The sequence below is a fragment of the Pimelobacter simplex genome, assembly GCF_900114845.1.
Lineage (GTDB): Bacteria > Actinomycetota > Actinomycetes > Propionibacteriales > Nocardioidaceae > Nocardioides > Nocardioides simplex.
The window spans coordinates 715,927-733,413 of record NZ_FOUK01000003.1; the positions used below are offsets into that span (position 1 = coordinate 715,927).

Genomic DNA, 17,487 nt, shown 5'->3' on the forward strand with positions numbered 1-17,487 from the left:
CACGGGGGATTCCGGCCGTGGGCGCGGACCCCGGCGCCTTTCTAGCGTGAACGCGTCAGCACCCGCCCTCTGCCAGGAGCACCCGTGGACCCGACCGACATCGCCCGGTGGCAGTTCGCCATCACGACCGTCTACCACTTCCTGTTCGTCCCGATCACCATCGGTCTCTCGGCGATCATCGCCGGCTACGAGATCACCTGGCTGCGCACCCGCGACGAGCACTGGCTGCGGCTGACCAAGTTCTTCGGCAAGCTGTTCCTGATCAACTTCGCGATCGGCGTCGTGACGGGGATCGTGCAGGAGTTCCAGTTCGGCATGAACTGGAGCGACTACTCCCGCTTCGTCGGCGACGTCTTCGGCGCTCCCCTGGCCGTGGAGGGCCTGCTCGCCTTCTTCCTCGAGTCGACCTTCCTCGGGCTGTGGATCTTCGGCTGGGACCGGCTGAGCCCCCGGCTGCACGCGGCCTGCATGGTCCTGGTGCACGTCGGCACGCTGTTCTCGGCGTACTTCATCCTCGCCGCCAACTCGTGGATGCAGCACCCCGTCGGCTACGCCTTCAACCCCGACACCGGCCGCGCGGAGATGAACGACTTCGCGGCCGTGCTGCTCAACAAGGTCCAGCTCGTGACCTTCCCGCACGTCGTGCTGTCGGCGTACATGACCGGCGCGGCGTTCGTCGTCGGCGTCGCGCTGTGGCACCTGCGCCGGGCCCGCACCGACGAGGACCGGCGGATCTACCGGCCCGCCGTCCGCACCGGCGCGTGGATCGTGCTGGTGGCCGCGCTCGGCGTCGTCGTCAGCGGCGACATCCAGGGCAAGATCATGACCGAGGTCCAGCCGATGAAGATGGCCGCGGCCGAGGGCCTCTACAAGACCGAGGCGCCCGCCGACTTCTCCGTCTTCCAGCTCGGCACGCTCGACGGCGAGCACGAGACGTTCTCGATCAAGGTGCCCGGGCTGCTCTCCTTCCTCGCCACCGGGACGACGGACGGCAAGGTCGAGGGCATCGACGAGCTGCGCGAGAAGTACCGCGCCACCTACGGCGCCGACCCCGGCGCGGCGTACTACTCCCCCGGCGACTACACGCCGGTGATCCCGCTGACCTACTGGTCGTTCCGGCTGATGATGGGCCTCGGCATGGCCGGCGCCGCGATCGCCGCCTGGATCCTCTGGGCCACCCGGCGCGGCCGCGCCCCCGCCGGCAGGGCGGTTCTCGCCGCCGCCCTCGCGCTGCCCTTCCTGCCCCTGCTCGCCAACTCCTTCGGGTGGATCTTCACCGAGCTGGGCCGCCAGCCGTGGGCCGTCTTCGGCCTGATGACCACCGAGCACGCGGTCTCGCCCGGCCTGTCCACCGCCGAGGCGTGGATCTCGCTGATCGCACTGACCCTCGTGTACGGCGTGCTGGCGGTCGTCGAGGTGCGGCTGATGCTCACCTGGATCCGCAAGGGCGCCGAGGAGCTGCCGCCCGACGTCCCCGACGAAGCCGGCGAGGACCGCCCGCTCGCCTTCGCCTACTGAGAACCGGAGACAGACACCGCCATGGAGCTCACCACCATCTGGTTCGTCCTCATCGCCGTCCTCTGGATCGGCTACTTCACCCTCGAGGGCTTCGACTTCGGCGTCGGCATGCTGCTGCCGGTGCTGGGCCGCGACGACACCGAGCGCCGCGTCATGATCAACACCATCGGACCCGTGTGGGACGGCAACGAGGTGTGGCTGCTGGTCGCCGGCGGCGCGACGTTCGCGGCGTTCCCGGAGTGGTACGCCACGCTGTTCAGCGGGTTCTACCTGCCCCTGCTGCTGATCCTGCTGGCGCTCATCGTGCGCGGGCTCGCGTTCGAGTACCGCGCCAAGCGTCCGGACCTGCGCTGGAAGAGCCGCTGGGACCTGGCCATCATCGTGGGCTCGTTCGTGCCGTCGCTGCTGTGGGGAGTGGCGTTCGCGAACATCCTGCGCGGCGTGCCGATCGACGCGGACCTGGAGTACGCGGGCGGCTTCTTCAACCTGCTCAACCCCTACGCGCTGCTCGGCGGGCTGACCACGCTCGCGCTGTTCCTCACCCACGGCGCTCTCTTCATCGCGCTCAAGACGGACGGCGAGATCCGGCACCGCGCCCGCCGCCTGGCGGTGCCGCTGGTCGGCGTGACGGCCGTGCTCGCGGTCGCCTTCCTGGCGTGGACCCAGCAGCAGACGGGCTCGGTGGGCTCGGCGGTCGCGTTCGTGGTCGCCGCCGTGGGCCTGGTCGGTGCCGGGCTGGCGGCCCGCGCGGGACGCGAGGGCTGGGCGTTCCTCGGCACGTTCGTCGCGATCGGGCTCGCGGTCGCGGGTCTCTTCCTCGCGCTCTTCCCCGACGTCATGCCGACGACCCTGGCCGACGGCACCAGCCTGACGACCACGAACGCGGCCGCGACGGCGTACACGCTGAAGATCATGACCGTCACCGCGGTCGTCTTCACCCCGCTGGTGCTGGTCTACCAGGGCTGGACCTACTGGGTGTTCCGCAAGCGGATCGCCATCCACCACATCCCGGCGCCGCTCCCCGAGCCGGCCCGATGAGGCCCTCGGACCCGCGCCTGCGCGCGATGCTCGCCCCCGCCCGCGCCGGCCTCGCCGGTGTCGTGGCGGCGGGCGTGCTCGGCGGTCTCGTGGTGATCGCCCAGGCCTGGGCGGTGGCCGGGCTCGTCGTCGCCGTGCTGCGTGACGAGCCGCTCGGCGGCTGGATGCTCGCGGTCGTGGGCGTCCTGGTGCTCCGTGCGCTGACCGGCGCCGCGGCCGACCTGTGCGCGGCGCGAGCCGCCGCGGTGGTCGGCACGGTGCTGCGGCACCGCCTGGTCCGCGCGTACGTCGACCGCGCCGGCGCCGCGGAGGCACCCGGTGCGGCGGCGGTGCTGGCCACCCGCGGCGTCGCGGCGGCCGAGCCGTACGTCACCCGCTACGTCCCGGCGCTCGTGGTCGCGACGGTGCTGCCGCCGCTGACCGTCGTCGCGATCGCCACGCAGGACCTGCTCAGCGCGGTCATCGTGCTCGCGACGCTGCCGCTGGTCCCGGTGTTCGGCGCCCTGGTCGGCCTCGCCACGCGGGACCGCGCCGAGGAGCAGTGGCGCGCGATGGCCTCGCTGTCCGGCCACTTCCTCGACGTCGTGCGCGGCCTACCCACGCTCGTCGTCCACCGCCGCGCGCGGGCTCAGTCGGGACGGATCGCGGAGGTGACCGACCGCTACCGCCGGGCCTCGCTGCGCACGCTGCGGATCGCGTTCGCGTCGTCGGCCGTGCTCGAGCTGGTCGCGACGCTGTCGGTCGCGCTGGTCGCCGTCACGGTCGGCGTCCGGCTGGCGTCGGGGTCGATCGGGCTGCCGACCGCGCTCGTCGTCCTGCTGCTGGCGCCGGAGGCCTACTGGCCGCTGCGCCGCGTCGGCGCGGAGTTCCACGCCGCCGCCGAGGGCGCCGCCACCTTCACCGAGGCGCACGACCTGCTCGCGGCCGGTCCGGCCGACGCGACCGGCGCGACCGACACGCCCGCGCCGCTGGGCGCCACGCTCGTCCTCGACGGGGTCGCGGTCACCTACCCCGGCCGGACCGCGGCGGCGGTCGCCGGCGTCTCAGCGCTCGTCCCCGCCCGCGGGGTCACCGCGCTCGTCGGGCCCTCGGGCTGCGGCAAGTCCACCGTGCTCGCGGCCGTCGCGGGCCTCCTGCCCTCCGGGGCGGTCACGTCGGGCACCATCGCCGCGGGCGGCCGGCCGGTCCGCGGCCCCTCGTGGCAGGCCCAGGTCGCGTGGCTGCCCCAGCAGCCGCGGTTCGTCGCGGGCAGCGTCGCCGACAACCTCCGGCTCTCGCGCCCCGACGCCGACGACGACGATCTCTGGTCGGTGCTGCGCGAGGTCGCGCTCGAGGAGCGCGTCCGCGCCCTCCCCCAGGGCCTCGCCACCCCGCTCGGCGAGGACGGCGCGACGCTGTCGGCCGGCGAGCGCGCCCGGCTCGCCCTCGCCCGGGTGGTCCTCGCGGACCGGCCGTGGGTGCTGCTCGACGAGCCGACCGCGCACCTCGACGACCTCACCGAGCAGGTCATCGCCGACACGATCGTCGCACTGGGCCGGCGCAGCGGCGTCCTGGTCGTGGCGCACCGGCCGCGCCTGGTCGGGCTGGCCGACCACCGGATCGTGCTGCCCGCCCCCGCCCCGGCACTCGCACCCGCGGCCACCTCCGGGCCCGTGCCTGCCGGCGCTCCGGCCCCGGCGCCCGTCCCCCTCGCGGCCGACACGCCCCTCGGCGGCGAGCGCCGGATGCTCGCCGGCGCGGCCGTCGTCGGCGCCCTGGCCTCGGCGTCCGGCGTCGCGCTCACCGCGACCGCCGGCTGGCTGATCGTCCAGGCCTCCACCCGGCCCGCGGTGCTGACGCTGCTCGTCGCGGTGGTCGGCGTCCGGGCGTTCGGCCTGGCTCGCCCCGTGCTGCGGTACGTCGAGCGGCTGCGCTCCCACGATGCCGCCCTGCGGCTGCTGGCCCGCCGCCGCGTCGAGGTGTACGACGCCCTGGTCCCCCTCGTCCCCGGACGCCTCGGCCGCCGCCGCGGGGACGTGCTGACCTCCGTCGTCGACGACGTCGACAGCGTGGTCGACCGGCAGCTGCGGGTCCGGATGCCCCTCGTCCAGCTCGGCCTGGTCGGCGTGCTGGCCACCGCCGTCGCGACGCTGCTGCACCCTCCGGCCGGTCCGGTGGTCGCGGCCACGGGGCTGACCGGCGCGGTCGCCTTCCTGGTCGCCCGGCACGGCGCCCGGGGCGCCGAGCGCCGGCTGGTCGCGCTGCGCGCCGAGCTGTCGGCGTCCGTGGTCGAGGCCGTGCAGGTCGCCGACGAGCTGCGGATGTGGCAGCGCGCCGTCCCGACCGCCGACCGGGTCGCCGCCACGAGCGCTCGGATGGGCGCGGTCGCCACCACCGCCGCGCGCTGGCTGACCGCGGCCCGGGCGGTCGTCCTGGTCGGCTGCGGCGTGGCCGTCGCGGCGACCGCCGCGGTCAGCGCCGGAGCGGTCGCCCACGGGACCCTCGCGGGCCCCGTCATGGCGCTGCTCGTGCTGCTCCCGCTCGCGCTGGCCGACGTGGCACTCCCCGCCGCCGACGCGGGCCTGCTCGCCGCACGGACCGCCGCGGCCGACGACCGGCTGCGCGCGCTCGAGCACACCGCGCCCGCCGTCCCCGACCTCCCCGGGCGCGCCACCGCGCGCGGTCACGACCTCGCGCTCGATGCCCTGACCGCGCGCTGGGAGACCCGCGCGCCGCTGATCCGGCCGGTCACCCTGGACCTCGGTCCCGGCGACCGGGTCGCCGTCGTCGGTCCGTCGGGCTCGGGCAAGAGCACGCTGGCCGCGGTGCTGCTCCGCTTCCTCGACCCCGCCGGCGGCACGGCCGCGCTCGGGGGCGCGCCGCTGGAGGACCTCGCCCTCGACGACGTACGGCGTCAGGTCGGCCTCGTCGACGACCACCCCCACGTGTTCGCCACCACGGTGGCCGAGAACGTCCGCCTGGCCCGGCCCGGCGCGAGCGACGCCGAGGTCGAGCGGGCACTGCGCCAGGCCCACCTGGGCGCCTGGCTGGACGCGCTCCCCGACGGACTCGGCACCTGGCTCGGCACCGGCCACGCGAACGTCTCGGGTGGCGAGCGGGCCCGGCTCGGCGTCGCCCGCTCCCTGCTGGCCGACCAGCCGGTGCTCGTCCTCGACGAGCCGACCGCCCACCTCGACCACGCGACCGCCGTCGCACTGGCCGCGGAGGTGCTCGGCGGCGACCGCGACCGCTCGGTCCTGTGGATCACGCACACGTCGGCGGGGCTCGACCTGGTCGACCGCACGGTCGTGCTCGACGGCCCGGAGGGGGCCGAAGGTCCCGGCCGGTCGAGGGCCTCGGCCCGTGGCCCGCAGCCCCCGTCAGGGGGCAGGGTGGAGCCATGACCACCACGGAGCACGCCATCGACCCGTCGAGCATCGTCGTCGCCGCGGACGGCTCCGACGACGCCGACCGCGCGATCGACTGGGCCGCCGCCCAGGCGTTCCTGGAGCGCCGGCCGCTCGTCGTCCTCACCGCCGTCGGCATCGCCGGCGTCCCCGCCGTCACCTGGGCCGGCATGGGCGCGGCCTACGCCTACCAGCCCGACGACCTGCTCACCCACGGCCGCGCGAGCGCGGACGCCGGGCGGGACCGCGCCGAGCACCTGCACCCGGGGCTCGCCGTCACCACCGCCGTCCAGGTCGGCGACCCGCGCCAGGTGCTCGTCGACCTGTCCCGGCAGGTGCACCTCGTCGTCATGGGCTCGCGCGGGCGCGGGCTGTTCCGCAGCAAGGTGCTCGGCTCGGTCAGCGCCTCGGTCAGCCGCGACGCCGCGTGCCCGGTGGTCGTCTGCCGGCCCGGCACCGAGGACCGCGCCCCGGGAGCGGGCGCCGGGATCCTCGTCGGCGCCGACGGCACGCCCGAGTCGCTGCCCGTGCTGGAGCACGCCTTCCGGCTGGCCTCGCTGCGCGACCTGCCGCTCACCGTCATGCACTGCGTGTGGGAGCAGCCCGGCCCGACCGAGGAGCACCGCCTGCTGCTCGCCGAGAGCATCGCCGGCATCCGCTCGGCCTACCCGGAGGTCGCCGTCGAGCTCCGGCTCGCCAGCGGCCTCGCCGAGGAGGCGCTCGCCGCCGACAGCGCCCGGTGGGACGCCGTCGTGGTCGGCCGGCACCCCGTCGACACCCTCCTGCGCCTGGTCACCGGCGCCGTGGCCACCACGGTCGTCGAGCGGGCGCACACCACCGTCGCCGTCGTCCCCCAGGCCGATCCCTCTTGCTGAAGGAGAACCCGATGCACCCCACCCTCCACCCCGGCAGCATCGTCGTCGCCGCCGACGGCTCGACGCACGCCGACCGCGCCCTCCTGTGGGCCGCCGCTCAGGCCCGGGCCGAGCACCGTCCCGTGGTCGTCGTGACCGCCGACGAGGGCGACGCCGAGGCGATCAACGCCGACGCCGTCCGCCGCGTGGCCGAGGCCGCCCCCGACGCCGAGGTCGTCGGCCTGAGCGCGCCCGGTGACCCGCGCGGCGTCCTCGTCGAGCTCTCGACGGAGGCGTCCATGATCGTGCTCGGCTCCCGCGGCCGCGGCACGGTCCGCAGCATGCTCCTCGGCTCGGTCAGCACCGCGGTCAGCCGGCTCGCCCTCTGCCCCGTCGTCGTGTGCCGACCGCCGGCCGAGGACGGACCGGGCGCCGGCGTCCTCATCGGCGTCGACGGGACCCCCGAGTCAGGACCCGTGCTCGAGCTCGGCTTCACCCACGCGGCGCTGCACGGCCTGCCGGTCACCGTCGTCCACTGCGTGTGGGACGTGATGGCCGCCGTGGCCGGGCTCCGCAACGTCCGGGTCGAGGACCTCGACCTCGGCGAGGGCGACGAGGCCCACCTGCTGCTGGCCGAGTCCGTCGCCGGCTTCCGCGAGAAGTACCCGGACGTCCCGGTCACCCTCCGGGTCACCCACGGCCTCGTCGACGAGGTGCTCGGCGGACGCTCGGCCCCGTGGGACCTGGTCGTCGTCGGCCGGCACCCGCTCGACTCGGTCGGCCGGCTGGCCGTCGGCTCGATCGCGACCGCGGTGGTCGAGCGGGCCCGGACGACGGTCGCCGTGGTGCCGGTGCCGCGCGGCTGAGGACCGACCGCCCTCAGCGGTGCACGCGCAGCGCGAGGAACAGGTCGACCCGGTCGGCCGTCGAGGCGAGGCTGCGCCCGGTCAGCTCCTCGACCCGCTTGAGCCGGTGGCGCAGCGTGTTGATGTGGACGTGCAGCTCGTCGGCGGTCTCCTGCCAGCGGCCGCCGTGGTCGAGGAAGACGGTGAGCGTGTGCAGCAGGTCGCTGCCGCGCTCGGCGTCCGCGGCGAGCAGCCGGCCGAGCACGGCCTCGCCGGTCGCGCGCAGCAGCGCCGGGTCCTGCAGGTCGAGCAGCAGGGTCGGGCTGGCGAGCTGGTCGTGGGAGAGCCAGCCCGGTCGCCCGCGTGACTCCAGTGCCTCGACGGCCTTGCGGGCCTGCAGGATGCTGACCCGCAGGTCGTCGGTGGGGCCGCGTCGCCCGACGCCGACGTAGCCGTCGGTGGCGACGGCGTCGGGCGCCTGGGTGGCGATGACCACCACCTCGCCCGAGCGCTCGACGACGAGGCTGCCGGGCCGGACCAGGTCGTCGACGGCCTGGACGCCGAGCCCCCGGACGACGAGCGCGAGGACGCCGGCACCGGCGTCGGCCGGGAAGCCCAGCAGGGCGAGCCGGTGGGCGATCGCCGCCTGGTCGCCGACGCCGGACTCGATCCAGTCGAGCACCTCGAGCGCGTAGCGGCGCTCGGTCGCCCGGATGGCGCGCTCGCGCTCCAGCTCGAGCGCGAGGAACGGCATCGCGGTGGAGACCGCGGCCTGCAGGCCGACGTCGAGCTGGTCCATCTCCTCGGGCAGCAGCAGGGAGGCGTCGGCGAGACCGGCGCCGATCAACGGCACCTCGTACGACGGCTCGGGCGCCTCGCCGTACCCGACCCCCTGCGCGCGCAGCGCCACCGGCCGGCCGAGCAGCCGGCCCAGGACGCGCAGCACCGAGCCCGGCCCGCGCTCGGCCCGCAGCGCCGAGACCATCGCCGCGTGGTGGTCGAGCTGGCGGCGCAGCGGCGCCTCCCACTCGGTGCGCTTGCTGGCGACGAAGCGCTCGACGATCGCCACGAACGGGGTCGACACCGGTGCCACGAAGCAGGTCAGCCCGTGCTCCGCCGCGGCCGCGACGACGTCGTCGGGCCAGGGCTCGTCGGCGGCGACCAGGCCGTAGCCGAGCGCCGCCGCACCGGCCGCGGCCACCCGGGCGACGTAGTCGGCCGCGCCCAGGCCGCTGGAGCGCCACGCCCCCGCCGTCAGGACGACCTCGCCACCGCGCAGGAACTGCCCCGGGTCGGCCACCTCGATGATGTGCACCCAGCGCACGGGGAGGCCGAGGTTGCCCTCGGTCTCGACCCGGAGGTCCAGCTCGGGGTCGCGGACCAGCTCCTCGACCAGCACGCCGCTCATCGTAGGAGAGCCGGTGCCTCCTCCGCCGCAGCGACCGGCCGGGACGGCTCCGCCGGAGCCGCGGCGCGGGCGTGTCCCCGGGTCAGCGCGACGTAGGCGAGGCCGCCGGTGAGGCCGGCGAGCAGCGGGCTGAGGTCGATCCCACCGGTGACCTCGATGAGCGGGCCGTGCCAGATCGTGGTGTCGACCGACAGCAGGCCGACGACCGTGCCGAGCGCCCAGGCGACGACGGCCGGGACCGAGAAGCCGTGGGTGAACCAGTAGGCGCCGCCGCGCGAGCGCCGGTTGAGGACCTGGAGCGCGTCGGCGTCGTACACCCCGCGGGAGCGGCGGAAGCCGATGAGCGTGATGACGGCCCACGGCGTCCCGGCCGCGGTCATCAGCAGCACGAAGGCGGTGACGGCGTCGGCGGCGTCCCAGAGGAAGTAGCCGGCGAACACGAGCGCGGTGGCGACGAGCCCGGCGACCGTCGTCGACTGGACCCGGCTGACCTTGGGCACGATCGCGTCGAGGTCGAGGCCCATCGAGTACAGCAGCACGCCCGCGTTACCGACGGTGCCGAAGATCCCGTTGACCAGCAGCAGCACCAGGAACCAGGACGGGGCCGCGGCGACCAGACCGCCGACGTAGTCACCGGCGTCGCGGGCGGCGAAGGCCGTGAAGGTGCCGAACAGCTGGGCGATGAGGACGCCGGCGACCATCCCGCCGGTCGATGCGACGAGGACCCGGCGCTGCGAGTAGCGCTGCGGCGAGACGTAGCGGGTGTAGTCGCCGAGGAGCGTGATGAACGCGATCGGCCCGGAGATGCCGACGGCCACGAGGACGAGGAGCCAGGTGGTCCAGAAGTCGCCGAGCAGGTACCCGCCGGCGAGCACCGGCGCGGGGTCGAAGCGCGGCGCCAGCGCGATCACGCCGGCGAGCATCAGCGCGCTCATGATGACCGCGAGGAACGAGCTCATCCGGGTCAGCAGGCGGTAGCCGAAGACGGCCGCGAGGATCGAGCCGGCCGCGAGCACGACGTAGCCCACGGCGTACGCCGCGTCGCCGCCCGGCGTCCCGAGCAGCCGGGCCAGCGGGCCGACGACGGCGGCGCCGCCGGTCCAGACCGTCAGGGCGGCGTATCCCAGGGAGAGCAGGAGCCCGATGGCCGAGCCGAGCAGCCGGCCGCGGACGCCGAACTGGGCGCCGCTGCTCGTCGACAGGTTGGTGGCGGTGCGGAACGAGACGAGGGCGAGCGGTGCGACGAGGAGGCAGCCGAGCAGGGTGCCGGCGACCTGCGCGGTGACGCTCTCCCAGAAGCTCAGGCCGAAGGTCGCGGGCAGCCAGCCGAAGATGACGACGCCCAGGCACAGGTTGGAGCCGATCAGGATGGTCACCACGTCGCGGGGGCGACCGGTGCGGTCGGCGTCGGGGATGGTGTCGACGCCGTGCTGCTCGATGGTGATCGAGGCGTCCGCCGCGTGCGCCATGGCGTGCTCCTTGCTGTCGCTGCGTGCTCCGGATGAGAGGACTGACTGGTCATGCAGTCAGTCCGGCCCTCCTCATCGTGAGGGCGGTCACACCCGACCGGGAGGGAGTGATCCTCCAACGCGGGCCGGATCCGTCGTAGGAATCCACAACGCCGGCCCTCCGGCAGGTCCCGCCAGCCACCGCGGCAGGACCTCCCGCGGACCTCTCGTGAAATATGAGTCGATCACTACAGTTAACCCATGACCTCCCTCAGCACCGACCTCAACGGCGTCGACCTCGCCGCCGTCGGCTCCCTCGTCCAGGCCGTCGAGGCCGACCCGGCCGCCGCCCGGACCACCTGGGCCGCGCACGTCACCTGGACCGGCGCCTTCACCTCCGAGGCCGCCGTCCGCTCGTTCGCGCCCGTCCCCTCCGACGAGCCGCCCGCCCTCGGCGGCGGCGACACCGCGCCCAACCCGGTCGAGCAGCTGCTCGGCGCGCTCGGCAACTGCCTCGCCGTCGGCTACGCCGCCAACGCGAGCGTGGCGGGGATCGAGCTGCGCGACCTCCGGGTCGACCTGCGCGGCGACCTCGACCTGCACGTGTTCCTCGGGCTCACCGAGGGCCATGCCGGCTTCGACTCCATCCGCGCCACGGTCACCATCGACTCCCCCGCGAGCCGCGCGGACCTCGAGGCGCTGCACGACCGGGTGCTCGCCAGCTCACCGGTCGGGCACACCCTGCGCAGCGCGGTCCCGGTCGAGGTCGCCCTCGCCTGAGCCGCGCCCGGCTCAGCACCAGGCCCGGACCCCGCGGGGCCTCAGGTCCCGGTCGCGCAGGACGACGCCGAGCCGGTCGCCGTACTCCGCGCAGGTGCGGCGGAAGTCGCGCCGGCGGTACTCGACGACCAGCACCCGGTCGCCGTACGTCGCGACGTAGGCCCCGCACTCGTCGTAGCGACCGCACTCCTCGGCGACAGCGAAGTCGAAGCCCAGCCGGCGTCCGTCGAGGTCGGCCCAGTTCTTCTGGGCGACCGCGAGCCCGGCGGCATGGGCGCGGCGGGTGAGCAGGCGCGCGTACTTCTTGGCGTGGCGTGCCTTCAGCAGGCCGTGGCTGCGCGTGAACGAGTCCAGGTTGTCGAGCTCGACGCCGTCGAAGCCGTCGCGGGCGCAGCGGTCGATCCAGCGGCCGACGATCGCGGCGAGGCGCTGGCGCTTGGCCGGCGTGCGCAGGTCGAGCAGCCACTCGCCCCACGCCTCGTCGACGACGGGACGTCCACCGCGGCGCAGCACCAGGCCGGGGTGGCGGCGCCAGAGCCGGGCCTCGTCCGGCTGGGTCTGGAAGCCGTTGACGTAGCAGACGTTGTAGACGCCGGGCGCCGGCGCGGCCCGCCGGTCGCGGACCACCACGCCGACGTTCGGCGCGGGCGCGACGACGCCACCGAGCTGGTAGTCGACGTCCATGCCGCCGGGCGGCGGCGTCACCGTGGGCCCGGTCCCGAGCGCGAGCACGAGGCCGAGGAGGAGCGCGTGCAGCATCAGTGGATCTGCGTCCGCCAGTCGGCGGGCACCCGGCCACGCGGCCCGGGCGCGGGCTGGTCGTCAGGGTGGCTGGTCGGCGGCGCGAGCGCCGGGCCCTCGTAGTAGTCGTTGCTCGCGTAGTCCCAGAACCAGTCCTCACCCGGCTCGTACGACTGGATGAGCGGGTGCCCGCTCGCCCGGAAGTGCGCCGAGGCGTGCTGGGCCGGCGAGCTGTCGCAGCAGCCCACGTGACCGCAGGCCGCGCACCTGCGCAGGTGGACCCACCACCCTCCGGCGGCGTCGCAGTCGGCGCAGCCGGGACCGCTGGGCGGGACGTCGGTGGCGATCGGCGGGGAGTCGGGGGTCTCGTCGGCCATGCCGGCAAATCTACGCCCGGACGACGCACCGGCCGCTAGCCGGTGTCCGGTCCGGGGGCGGTGCGCTCCCAGGCCCGCCAGTGCGGGTGCGCGGTCGCACCGTGGTCCGGGTCGACGCCCACGATCCGGCCCCCGGCGAGCTCGATGGTGACGTGGCGCGCGTCCGCGTCGAGGTGCGCGTGCGGGACGAGCTCGGGGGCGAGACGCCAGGACCCGCTGCCCCAGTCGTACGCCGACGAGTGCCCGTGCACCTGGTCGACCGGGAGCGGCGTGCCGGCCCACGAGGGCACGAGCTCGCTCGCCGCGGCCGCCCACAGCGGGCCGGCCCGCGGGTCGGGCTCGCGTCCCTGGAGCATCGCGCCGGCCCGGAACAGCGCGGGATCGTCGGCGCGGGCCAGGGCGGCGAGCGCCTCGGCGATCTCGTCCGCGGTGCGCGGCGCGCCGAGCACCGCGCGCCAGAAGGGCGCCGTGACGCCGGCATGGGTGACGAGCACGTCCGGCGCGAGGACGGCGGCCGGGACCATCAGGCCCTCGCGCCACCAGGCGCGCACCCGGTCGGCCGCCGCCGGGTCGAGCGGGGTGGGCCACTGGAACGTGGCCGGGCGGACGTACTGCGCCTCGTGGTTGCCGATGAGCTGCACCCAGCGCCCCGGCTGGCGGCGCAGGTAGCCGTCGACCTGGCGGACCACCTCCTCGGACTCGGGGCCGCGGTGCACCAGGTCCCCCACCTGGACGACGACCAGTCCGTCGGGGATCGGACCGCGCCCCTCGTCGGGCACCCCGAGCCGGGCGAGCTCGGCGCGCAGCGCCCCGGCGTGCCCGCCGACGTCGCCGATCACCGCGTAGCGGGTGCTCACCGGCCCCACGACTCCGGGTCGTCGTACAGGGCGATGTTGTCGAGGCGCCGCTGCACGGCGGCGATCTCGCGCACGGCGCGGGTGATGATGCTGCGGTCGATCGCCGAGACGGCGGTGAGGTCGACCCGGTCGCCGGGCGCGACGCCCTGCTCGACCTGGCGCAGCTGGTGCCGCAGCCGGATCCGCTGCAGCACCTCGAAGACCTCGACGAGCGCGAGCGCCTGCGCCGCCGGTAGCGCGGTCGACCCGGCGGCGGCCCGCAGCCGCTCGGTGGTCGGCAGCGCCGGGGATCCCACGCTGAGCGCGGCCCAGCGGGCGAGGTTGACGATGGGCAGCAGCGCGTGGGACTTGAGGTCGAAGCCGGTCCGCCGTCCGGCGAGCACGTCGCGCAGCGAGCGCAGCCGGGCCCGCCGTGACAGCGACTCCTGGAGCAGCAGCCGCATCGTGCCCGGGTGCTCGCGCAGGCCGGCGAACACGCCGGTCACGGCCGGCAGGCCCGGGTCGCCGTAGATCGGGCGGCCGTCGACGAGCAGCGACGTCATCATCGCCCCGTTGTTGCTGGCCGGCGCGGCGAGCCACTGCCGGCCGGCCGCTCGCCAGGCGGCGTTGGTCCGCGCGAACAGCGGCCGGGACGCGGTCGCGCCGTGCCGGTCGCTGGTGAGCCCCGCGGCGGCGAGCCCGTCGTTGACCTCGGCGAAGACGTGCCGGTAGCGCACGATGTCGTCGGCGGTGACCCGGTCGTCGAAGGCCGCTGCCGAGTCGATGTCCGAGCTGGGGACCGCCTCGCCACGGCCGTTGCTGCCCAGCGAGAGCCAGGTGAAGGCGTCGGGGTCGAGCGCCGGGTGCCGGGCGAAGACGAGCTCGACCATGCGTCGCACGGTCGTGTCGAGCAGGGCCGTGTGGACGGTGATCACCTTGGCCGACGCGAGGCCCCCGTCGAGCAGCGTCACGAGGACGCCGGGGATGCCGCGCGCCCGCTCCTGGAGCTCCTCGACCGTCGCGGCGCGGCGCAGCTGCTCGTGCAGCGAGACGCCGGCGGTGGTCGACGAGACGACGAAGTCGCGCGGCTCGACGGCTCCGCGCAGCGTCCCGTCGCGGTCGACGACCAGGACGTAGTCGGCACGCCGGTCGAGCAGCAGGATCAGCGCCGTGGCCGCCGACTCACCGCTCACCACCTGGTCGGGCGTCTCGCCCGCGACCAGGTCGCCGACCGCGGTCTCGGCCGTGACGTCGCCGGCCAGCACCCGCTCGCGCAGCATCCGGTCGGTGACCATCCCCCAGCCCCCGGGCAGCTCGACGGCGGCGTACCCGTGGTCGGCCTCCGTCATCCGCCGGGCCACGTCGACCACCCGGTCGCCCGGCGCGGCAACCACCGGCCGGCTGACGACCAGCTCGTCCACGACGACGTATGCCGGGGACTCGGAGACGGGCGGACCGGCCAGCCGGTCCGGCACGACGACCGGACGCTCGCCCGCCAGCAGCGCGGAGACCCGCGCGGCCGGCAGCCGCAGCACGCTCACCGGGCCGGACGCGACCGCGAGCGGGCCGATCGCGCGTCCGGTCAGGGTCGCGTCGAGCCCGAAGACGTCGCCAGGACCGAGCACCAGGTCCGGCTCGTCGGTCGCGCTCTCCGGCTCGACCCACAGTCCGACCCGGCCCGAGCGGATCACGTGCACGTGGCGCGGCATCGCGGTGAACGCGTCGAGCAGGACGACGCCGTCGTCGTGCTCCTCGACCCGCGCGTCACGGGCGAGCTCGCGCAGCGCGCCGGCGTCGAGCTGGTCGAAGGGAGCGGTCGCGGCGAGCACCTCGGCCGCCTCGACCGCCTGGGGGACGGCGGCCACGGCTCAGGCCGTGCCGGGCGTCGGCGGGTCCGGGATGTCGTAGCCCGAGCCACCGACGGACTGCTCGAGCGCGGCGCGCCACGAGCCGTCGTCGACGTACTGCTTCAGAGCGGCGTCGACCTTCTCGACCAGCGCCGTGTCGCCCTTCTTGACGCCGACGCCGTAGCGCTCGTCGGTGAAGCCGTCGCCGACGACCTTGAGCTTGCCGCGGTAGCGGTCCTCGGCGGCGTAGCCCGCGAGGATCAGGTCGTCCGTGGTGACCGCGTCGACCTTCCCGTCGAGCAGCGCCTCGACGCATGCCGAGTAGCGGGGGTACTCCTGGAGCGTGATGTCGCCCTTGTAGTGCTCCTTGACGTACGCCGACGACGTGGTGCCCGTGACCGAGCACAGCACCCGGCCGTGCAGCGTCTTGGGCCCGGTGATCTCGGTGTCGTTGCGCCGGATCAGCAGGTCCTGGTGGGCGACGAAGTAGGGGCCGGCGAAGTCGACGACCTGCTTGCGCTCGTCGGTGATCGAGTACGTCGCGAACACCAGGTCGGCCTGCCCGCTCTCGAGCAGCTTCTCGCGCTCGCCGGGGTCGGCCCGGACCCAGGTGATGTCGGCAGGGTCGACGCCGAGCGCCTCGGCCACGTAGGTCGCGGTCGTGACGTCGAACCCGCTGTAGGAGCCGTTCTTCTCGAGCCCGACGCCGGGCTCGTCGTAGGAGATGCCGATGGTCAGCGAGCCGCCCTGCTGGGCGCCCTCGACGAGGTCGGGCTTCTTGACCTCGCCGTCGCTGCCGCACGCGGTGAGCACGGTGCTGACCAGCGCGGCGAGCACGAGCGTGCTCGCCCCGCGCCGGCGGATCGTCGTCCGCATCAGCGCTCCTCCCTTCCGGTCGGCGGCAGTGGCTCCTCGTCGGCATAGCGCGGGCCGTCGTCCGTCCACACCGACTGCATCCGGCCGCCGGTGTCGGCGACCACCTTCGGGCGGGCGTAGAGCCAGCCGATCCCCAGCACCAGCGCGATGACCGGGATGCCGATCACCACGACGAGGAAGTTGGTCTTCTCCCAGAAGTACGGCGAGGCCTGCCATCCCGAGATCGCCATGCCGACGATCACCAGCGCCAGGAAGACCAGCCCGACGATCGACGTCCACGGCGAGAACGGCGCCGGGAACGGACTGGGTGGGATGACGCCGCGGTCGGAGAGCCGGCGCAGCCGGATCTGGCACAGGAAGATCGAGGCCCAGGTGAACACGACGCCGATCGCGGCCGCTTCGAGCGCGATCTCGAAGGCGTGCTCGGCGAGGGCGTTGAGCAGCGCGCCGAAGACGTAGACGACCGACGTCATCACGATCCCGGCCCACGGGACGCCCGAGGCGCTCATCTTCAGCGTGAACGACGGCGCCTGCTTCGACATGCCGAGGCTGCGCAGCACGCGGCCGGTGGAGTAGAGGCCCGAGTTGAGGCTCGACATGGCCGCGATGATGAGGATGACCTGGATCGCGGCGCCCATCCAGTTGAGGCCGAGGCGGTCGAAGACGGTGACGAACGGGCTGATCCCGGGCACGAACTCGCTGGTCGGCAGCATCGAGACGAGCAGCAGGATCGAGCCGCAGTAGAAGACGGCGATCCGCATGATCACCGCGTTGACGGCCTTCGGAACCTCGCGCTCGGGGTTCTCCATCTCCCCCGCCGCGACGCCGACCATCTCGATCGCCGCGTAGGCGAAGATGACGCCCGACATCACCAGGATCGGCCCGTACCAGTCGAAGCCGCCCGCGGTCGGCCAGAACCCGCCCGGGTTGCTCCAGAGGTTCTGCACCCCCGCCTCGTGCCCGCCGATGTCGAAGTGGCCGACCACCACGACCAGCCCGACGATCAGGAAGACGACGATCGCGGCGACCTTGAGGATCGCGGCCCAGAACTCGAACTCACCGAACGCCCGCGCCGAGAGCAGGTTGATGGTCAGCACCACCGCGAGCGCGACGAGGACCGTCATCCACTTGGGCAGGTCCGGGAACCAGTACTGCATGTAGAGGCCGACGGCGGACAGCTCGGCGATCCCGGTGAGCGCCCAGTTGAGCCAGTACATCCAGCCCGTCACGTACGCCGCGCGCTCGCCGTAGAACTCCCGCATGTAGGAGACGAACGCCCCCGACGTCGCCCGGTGCAGGACCAGCTCGCCGAGGGCCCGCATCAGGAAGTAGGCGATCACCCCCACGAACGCGTAGCTGAAGATCAGCGCCGGGCCGGTGCTGTGCAGCCGGCTGGCCGAGCCCAGGAACAGGCCGGTGCCGATGGCCCCGCCGATCGCGATCATCTGGACGTGTCGCCGGCCGAGCGTCTGCTTGTACCCGACCTGCTCGGCGTCGAGCGCCGAGTGGGCGCCTTCCACTGCAGTCATGCGC

Annotated in this window: 14 protein-coding genes; 6 read left to right on the forward strand and 8 right to left on the reverse strand. The window is 74.6% G+C overall.

What is annotated here, in order from left to right; translation table 11 throughout:
- Positions 1–84 precede the first annotated feature (84 nt).
- From BM223_RS16200 to BM223_RS16220, 5 genes are read left to right on the forward strand one after another with little or no spacing between them, the layout of a single operon-like run.
- A complete protein-coding gene (locus tag BM223_RS16200) occupies positions 85–1,518 on the forward strand; it encodes a cytochrome ubiquinol oxidase subunit I (RefSeq protein ID WP_038679741.1) in 1,434 nt (477 codons plus the stop codon).
- Between the two features lie 21 nt (positions 1,519–1,539).
- Positions 1,540–2,556: a cytochrome d ubiquinol oxidase subunit II gene (cydB, locus tag BM223_RS16205; RefSeq protein ID WP_038679743.1), complete on the forward strand. Its 1,017-nt coding sequence runs from the start codon at positions 1,540–1,542 to the stop codon at positions 2,554–2,556.
- Positions 2,553–5,939, forward strand: coding sequence for a thiol reductant ABC exporter subunit CydD (gene cydD, locus BM223_RS16210; RefSeq protein WP_038679744.1), 3,387 nt, complete (start codon positions 2,553–2,555; stop codon positions 5,937–5,939). Before cydB ends, cydD begins: the two co-directional genes overlap by 4 nt.
- Positions 5,936–6,817 carry a universal stress protein gene (locus tag BM223_RS16215; RefSeq protein ID WP_038679746.1) on the forward strand — a complete coding sequence of 294 codons (882 nt, stop codon included), beginning with the start codon at positions 5,936–5,938 and terminating at the stop codon, positions 6,815–6,817. The genes cydD and BM223_RS16215 overlap by 4 nt, the downstream gene beginning before the upstream one ends.
- Before the next feature lie 11 nt (positions 6,818–6,828).
- A complete protein-coding gene (locus BM223_RS16220) occupies positions 6,829–7,662 on the forward strand; it encodes a universal stress protein (protein ID WP_052138761.1) in 834 nt (277 codons plus the stop codon).
- A gap of 13 nt (positions 7,663–7,675) precedes the next feature.
- Here the strand turns inward: BM223_RS16220 and BM223_RS16225 are convergent, their stop codons facing one another.
- A complete protein-coding gene (locus BM223_RS16225) occupies positions 7,676–9,040 on the reverse strand; it encodes a helix-turn-helix domain-containing protein (RefSeq protein WP_038684637.1) in 1,365 nt (454 codons plus the stop codon).
- 5 nt (positions 9,041–9,045) lie between these two features.
- On the reverse strand, positions 9,046–10,518 hold the full coding sequence (locus BM223_RS16230) for a purine-cytosine permease family protein (protein ID WP_052138762.1): 1,473 nt from the start codon (positions 10,516–10,518) through the stop codon (positions 9,046–9,048).
- A 240-nt stretch (positions 10,519–10,758) separates the two neighbouring features.
- Between BM223_RS16230 and BM223_RS16235 the strand changes: the two genes are divergently transcribed.
- A complete protein-coding gene (locus BM223_RS16235) occupies positions 10,759–11,277 on the forward strand; it encodes an OsmC family protein (RefSeq protein ID WP_038679748.1) in 519 nt (172 codons plus the stop codon).
- 12 nt (positions 11,278–11,289) lie between these two features.
- Here the strand turns inward: BM223_RS16235 and BM223_RS16240 are convergent, their stop codons facing one another.
- The 6 genes from BM223_RS16240 to BM223_RS16265 are packed head-to-tail and all read right to left on the reverse strand — an operon-like array spanning position 11,290 to position 17,483.
- Complete coding sequence (locus BM223_RS16240; RefSeq protein WP_052138763.1) at positions 11,290–12,036, reverse strand: endo alpha-1,4 polygalactosaminidase; 747 nt, start codon at positions 12,034–12,036, stop codon at positions 11,290–11,292.
- Positions 12,036–12,395, reverse strand: coding sequence for a UBP-type zinc finger domain-containing protein (locus tag BM223_RS16245; RefSeq protein WP_038679751.1), 360 nt, complete (start codon positions 12,393–12,395; stop codon positions 12,036–12,038). Before BM223_RS16245 ends, BM223_RS16240 begins: the two co-directional genes overlap by 1 nt.
- Positions 12,396–12,430: 35 nt before the next feature.
- Entirely contained in the window at positions 12,431–13,252 is an 822-nt protein-coding gene (locus BM223_RS16250) for a metallophosphoesterase (protein ID WP_038684641.1), read from the reverse strand.
- Positions 13,249–15,096 (reverse strand): putative nucleotidyltransferase substrate binding domain-containing protein, encoded by a 1,848-nt coding sequence (locus BM223_RS16255; RefSeq protein WP_052138765.1) that lies wholly within the window; start codon positions 15,094–15,096, stop codon positions 13,249–13,251. Before BM223_RS16255 ends, BM223_RS16250 begins: the two co-directional genes overlap by 4 nt.
- Before the next feature lie 3 nt (positions 15,097–15,099).
- Positions 15,100–15,954 carry a glutamate ABC transporter substrate-binding protein gene (locus BM223_RS16260; protein WP_038679753.1) on the reverse strand — a complete coding sequence of 285 codons (855 nt, stop codon included), beginning with the start codon at positions 15,952–15,954 and terminating at the stop codon, positions 15,100–15,102.
- Positions 15,954–17,483, reverse strand: coding sequence for an amino acid permease (locus tag BM223_RS16265; protein WP_052138766.1), 1,530 nt, complete (start codon positions 17,481–17,483; stop codon positions 15,954–15,956). The genes BM223_RS16260 and BM223_RS16265 overlap by 1 nt, the downstream gene beginning before the upstream one ends.
- Positions 17,484–17,487 lie beyond the last annotated feature (4 nt).

Excerpts from the sequence above, each read along its gene's own strand:
- BM223_RS16230 (WP_052138762.1), bottom strand. The coding sequence starts at position 10,518 with ATGGCGCACGCGGCGGACGCCTCGATCACCATCGAGCAGCACGGCGTC.
- BM223_RS16260 (WP_038679753.1), bottom strand. The coding sequence starts at position 15,954 with ATGCGGACGACGATCCGCCGGCGCGGGGCGAGCACGCTCGTGCTCGCC.
- BM223_RS16245 (WP_038679751.1), bottom strand. The coding sequence starts at position 12,395 with ATGGCCGACGAGACCCCCGACTCCCCGCCGATCGCCACCGACGTCCCG.
- BM223_RS16240 (WP_052138763.1), bottom strand. The coding sequence starts at position 12,036 with ATGCTGCACGCGCTCCTCCTCGGCCTCGTGCTCGCGCTCGGGACCGGG.
- BM223_RS16265 (WP_052138766.1), bottom strand. The coding sequence starts at position 17,483 with ATGACTGCAGTGGAAGGCGCCCACTCGGCGCTCGACGCCGAGCAGGTC.
- BM223_RS16220 (WP_052138761.1), top strand. The coding sequence starts at position 6,829 with ATGCACCCCACCCTCCACCCCGGCAGCATCGTCGTCGCCGCCGACGGC.
- cydB (WP_038679743.1), top strand. The coding sequence starts at position 1,540 with ATGGAGCTCACCACCATCTGGTTCGTCCTCATCGCCGTCCTCTGGATC.
- BM223_RS16235 (WP_038679748.1), top strand. The coding sequence starts at position 10,759 with ATGACCTCCCTCAGCACCGACCTCAACGGCGTCGACCTCGCCGCCGTC.
- cydD (WP_038679744.1), top strand. The coding sequence starts at position 2,553 with ATGAGGCCCTCGGACCCGCGCCTGCGCGCGATGCTCGCCCCCGCCCGC.
- BM223_RS16215 (WP_038679746.1), top strand. The coding sequence starts at position 5,936 with ATGACCACCACGGAGCACGCCATCGACCCGTCGAGCATCGTCGTCGCC.